2 protein-coding genes and 1 pseudogene are annotated in these 4,176 nt (G+C 56.9%); 1 reads left to right on the top strand and 2 read right to left on the bottom strand.

What is annotated here, in order from left to right; all coding sequences use genetic code 11:
* Positions 1-872, bottom strand: an 872-nt coding sequence (locus tag OZ411_RS42565; protein ID WP_282532745.1) for a porin, incomplete at its 3' end; no start/stop codon positions are given.
* Between the two features lie 1,444 nt (positions 873-2,316).
* Positions 2,317-2,551, bottom strand: a pseudogene (locus OZ411_RS42560) (transposase); the annotation flags it as partial.
* Between the two features lie 168 nt (positions 2,552-2,719).
* Here OZ411_RS42560 and OZ411_RS42555 point away from each other — a divergent pair.
* A complete protein-coding gene (locus OZ411_RS42555; RefSeq protein ID WP_282532744.1) occupies positions 2,720-3,514 on the top strand; it encodes a methyltransferase domain-containing protein in 795 nt (264 codons plus the stop codon).
* The last annotated feature ends 662 nt before the right edge of the window (positions 3,515-4,176 follow it).

Raw genomic sequence — 4,176 nt, 5'->3', positions numbered from 1 at the left:
CCAAGGGCGTTCAGGACATTGTAGGAGGCATTGACCTCATGCGCCGCGGCGGAAATCTGGAACAGACCCCAGGCCTGGTCGACGCGGATGTTGCCGACCACATCGGGCGCATGGACGCCGGCATAAGCGTTGCCGGTGTTCAGCGTGGCGTTCAGCGGCAGCGACAGGTTGTAAACCGCCGTGCGGTCCCACACCGTCGGATCGTCGAGGCCGATGCTGCCGGTCACTCCGTTGCCGAAATCCGCGGTGTACTGGATGTTTTGGACGCCGGTATCAGTGTTCTGGCCGCCGAGCAGGAAGTCCGTGATGTTGCCGGGGTAGCCCTGCCAAGGCGACGCGTAGGCAGAGGCGGACTGACCGAAGGTGAAGCCTGCGAACTGGATGAAGAGGTACTGGATCGAAACGAAGCCGCCGCCGGGAGTTTCGAGCAACTGCGAGCCTGCGACCGGCAGCGAGCCGTTGATCGAGTTCGGATTGAAGGTGTTGTTGCCAAGCGTAGAGAACGTAAACCGGCCCTGCCCGAAGGTACGGACCACGCCATATTCTGTGGCGGTGCGGGTATCGATTGACAATAGCATGCGGGAGCGGGCGGCGAAGTAGTCGAAGTAGCGGTTATGTTGTCCTGCGTCGGCGTTCCAGGGAGGCGTACCCTGTATGCCGCCGTTGAATGTGGTGTCGACCCGGAGATAGCCGCCGATCTTCATGCAGGTGTCGGTACCGGGGATGAAGAAGAAGCCTGGGCCGTAAGCTGAGCAGATCTTCACATATTCGATGGGCTTCGCTTTGACCGGAAGGTCGGCGCCCGCGGCTCCGCTGGTTGCGAGCAAAAGACCCGCCGCTGGACCGAGGATAAGGATTCGAGTTGTCGCCATTACCGGCCTCCGCCGTGAGACCCGTACGTCCACTCGGAAATCGAATGCCCCATACTTTTAGCGCAGGAAGCATGTCGTACAATGCGCGGCGACGTGACGCTAACGGGTTCATGTCGCACTGTGACTTTTTCGCAACGCATGCGAGCGCCGCTTCGAAACGCATGCTGTGAAAGCAGCCCTGGAAGCCGGATCAATGCTGTAGCTGACGTCGCCGCGAATGGGTTCGATCCGCTATTCCATGAGACGATCGACGGCGATTTCGGCTTGCGCCGGGGCGCCCACACTTGTGCTCGGGAAATATCGCTCACCTCGGGTATTGGCCAAATGCGAATTCGGCTACTTCATCGGGCGATGTCCCAATTCGAGGGCGGAGCGGCTAGCATTGCTCGCCTCAGTTCTTTTCAGTTTGACCGGCAGCGGACCAAGGCTCGTCGACTGCCGCGCCCGCTGCGTGAGGTTTTTGAACCGGGCTCTACGTCAAGTGTGAAGGAAGTACAGCTTAGATTCGCCGGCGTCCCGGTAAAGCTCGTTGTGGCGCTATGCGCAGCAAGAAAGTGACGGCAGGAGATCATCTCATCCTTCGTGCAGGATTGACGTCAAGCGCGCCGCCAAATCTGACATACGGAATGGTTTGTCGATAATCGGAAATTCGCCCACCTGTGTGTACCGAAAAACCTTATCCGTATTGATGAAGTGGCGGAATCGCCTATTCTGGAAGAATGATCGGACTGCTCTGTTTCGTACCGGCCGTCTTGGCCTCGCCTCTCAAGTCGAAGAGTCGACTTGAAGCAGAGAATGCGGCGCTCAGACATCAATTGATTGTCCTGAGGCGCAGGCTGCATGGTCGCGTCCGGCTCACCAACGATGATCGCTGGTTCTTCATTCAGCTGTATCGCTGGTTTCCATCGATCCTGCAGGTCCTCACGATCATCCGGCCCGAGACGCTCGTGCATTGGCATCGGGCCGGATTTCGGTGCTACTGGCGTTGGAAGTCGCGGCCACAGGGAGGGCGGCCGCAGATCGAGACGAAGCTGCGCGTACCACGTCACCTTCGAGGGCTCCCGTTTTTGCGGGCGCGGCCGCTGAACAGCTTTACGGCAGGCCCGTGCCTTTCTCAGGCTCCGACGCGGACGAGAATGCGTATAGCGACGCAGCCGTCGGCAGCGTGCCATCGCAGATGGCGGCCGAGCGGGCGGCGCCCTAGGTCTAATGCGCGCTTTCGTGCCTTGCACGCTGGCGTCTAAGCTCTTCCTGAGTTCGCCCAGATGCGAAGGGCAAATTTTGCTACCGTGATGGCCATGGTCATCGACAGAAGATATTCGTAATTCGTGTCGTGCATCCATGGGTAAATCGAAATCTAATTCGATTCGTGGATGCCGGCGTGGCCTGACGAGCTTGCAGGAACAGCAGTAAGCAAGGTGCAATGCCCTTCCTGGCGCGGCCCGCGCTCATGGCGAATGCCGAAGCAATAACGGACCAGGAGCATCCGGATCATCAGCTCGGGATCAACCGAGGGCCGGCCGATGTCGCCCGTAAAACGCCTTTAACGTTGGTGCAAATCGGCCAGAACCGCAGTCGCAAACGCAGTGATCCGCCGCAACAGGTGATCAGGGGATCATCTCGTCCAGGCTAAACTCGTAAGAGAGCTGCCGCTGGCCCCGGTCCCGCCATCCCATCATCACCGACTCGCCTGCCGCCGCCTAACTAGGCAACACTGCACGCTTGGCTTCTCAAGCCCTTTTTCGACAGCATCGACCCGTTCCACCGGTTCACACGCAGGTGACCTATCGACCATTGATTTACCCTAGCTTGCGAGTTTCAATAGCACCTTGACGGTGGAGGCGAAGATGAGAGGGCTCGAATACACGAAAGAAAACGCCAAGCGGCTCGAAAAAAACTACCTCGCGAAGGACGTCGCCGCACAGCGGTCGGAAACAATTCGGCAACTCAATTTGTCCAGTGGTGAGAGTGTTTTGGATATCGGATGTGGCCCGGGCTATTTGTGCGAAAGCATGGGGGAACTCGTCGGGCCTCATGGTGCCGTCGTCGGTATCGATATTTCGACCGATTTGATTGCCTTCTGCAATCGACGAAAACCTTCTAGCTGGCTTTCATATGCCGTTGGCGACGCGACGAAAATGGATCAGGAAGACGGGTCGTTTGATGTCGTTGTATGTACGCAAGTTGCCGAGTACGTTCCTGACGTTGACCGCGTGCTTTCAGAGGCATTTCGCGTCCTGAAGTCGGATGGCCGCACACTTTTTGTGGCAACAGATTGGGACGCCGTCGTGTGGCATTCTGAAAATCCAGAAAGAATGGCTTTGATCATGAGGTCATGGGAGGCGCACTGCGCTCATCCGCGTCTCCCAAGATCCATGGCGCACAGGTTGGTCAATGCAGGATTTAGGTTTGACGGTGCAACCGTCTTTCCCATTCTCAATCTGCAATATGATGAGGATAGCTACAGTAAGGGCTTATCACAGGTTATTCGGGACTTCGTTGGGCAGAAAAACGACGTTCTGACTGATGATCTGAACAAGTGGCACGGCGAGTTGGAGCGTCTGAGCGAAGCAGGAAGATACTTCTTCAGTACCAACCGATGCATCTTCAAAGCGTCAAAACCTGCTCCGCAAACCGGTTGAAGTGACGCCTCTTGGCCCGACTCTGATCTTCCTCGATGTCAGATTGGCGCCGCTATTGGCAGAATAGCTGACGTTCAACGCGCCCCAATCCAAGATCATTCCATCGTTATCGTCTGGTTCGAGTTCCGTCCAAACACCTCACTCACGGCTAATTTGAAGTTCGTGACGATCAGGCGTGATTCTGGGGCAGCGTCGCTGCTGCGGTCCCGGGCTGGTACATCCTCACGCACTATCGGTGAAAGGTAGTTTCGCACATGATCTCGTCTCCTCAGGTCGGATCGACCAGTTTTCCACTTGATCGCGCCTTCTGCATTGAACAGTCAGCCCGACAAGAGCCTGAACTTATTCTCGGGAAGCTCACTCACTGAACTGTCGTACCGGCGCCTCGGATCCTGCTCTTCCGGACGTTCACTGTCGGTTATATCGATCGCGAGGATGCGATCGGTGGCATCTTCGGTTAGCAATTGTTCCGTAAACGGCTGCATGACCAAGCATGAGTGACCTGGATTGGCTATAGCGACGTTCGCCAGTTTTTTGAGCGGCGATCGCAAGTGAGCCCAATGCTTGACAATCAGCGACCAATTGCAACCGTGGTGTGTATCGAAAACCTAAACGCGGGCGTAGTGGTGGTGAAGTCCGCCCAGGATGGCGAGTGAATTGAT

The organism is Bradyrhizobium sp. Arg237L, from assembly GCF_029990105.1.
In the GTDB taxonomy this organism is placed as follows: domain Bacteria; phylum Pseudomonadota; class Alphaproteobacteria; order Rhizobiales; family Xanthobacteraceae; genus Bradyrhizobium.
This window is presented reverse-complemented; position numbering and strand designations above follow the sequence as displayed.

What these genes read in the sequence shown, in the direction of transcription:
- OZ411_RS42555 (WP_282532744.1), top strand. Translation starts at nt 2,720, where the DNA reads ATGAGAGGGCTCGAATACACGAAAGAAAACGCCAAGCGGCTCGAAAAA.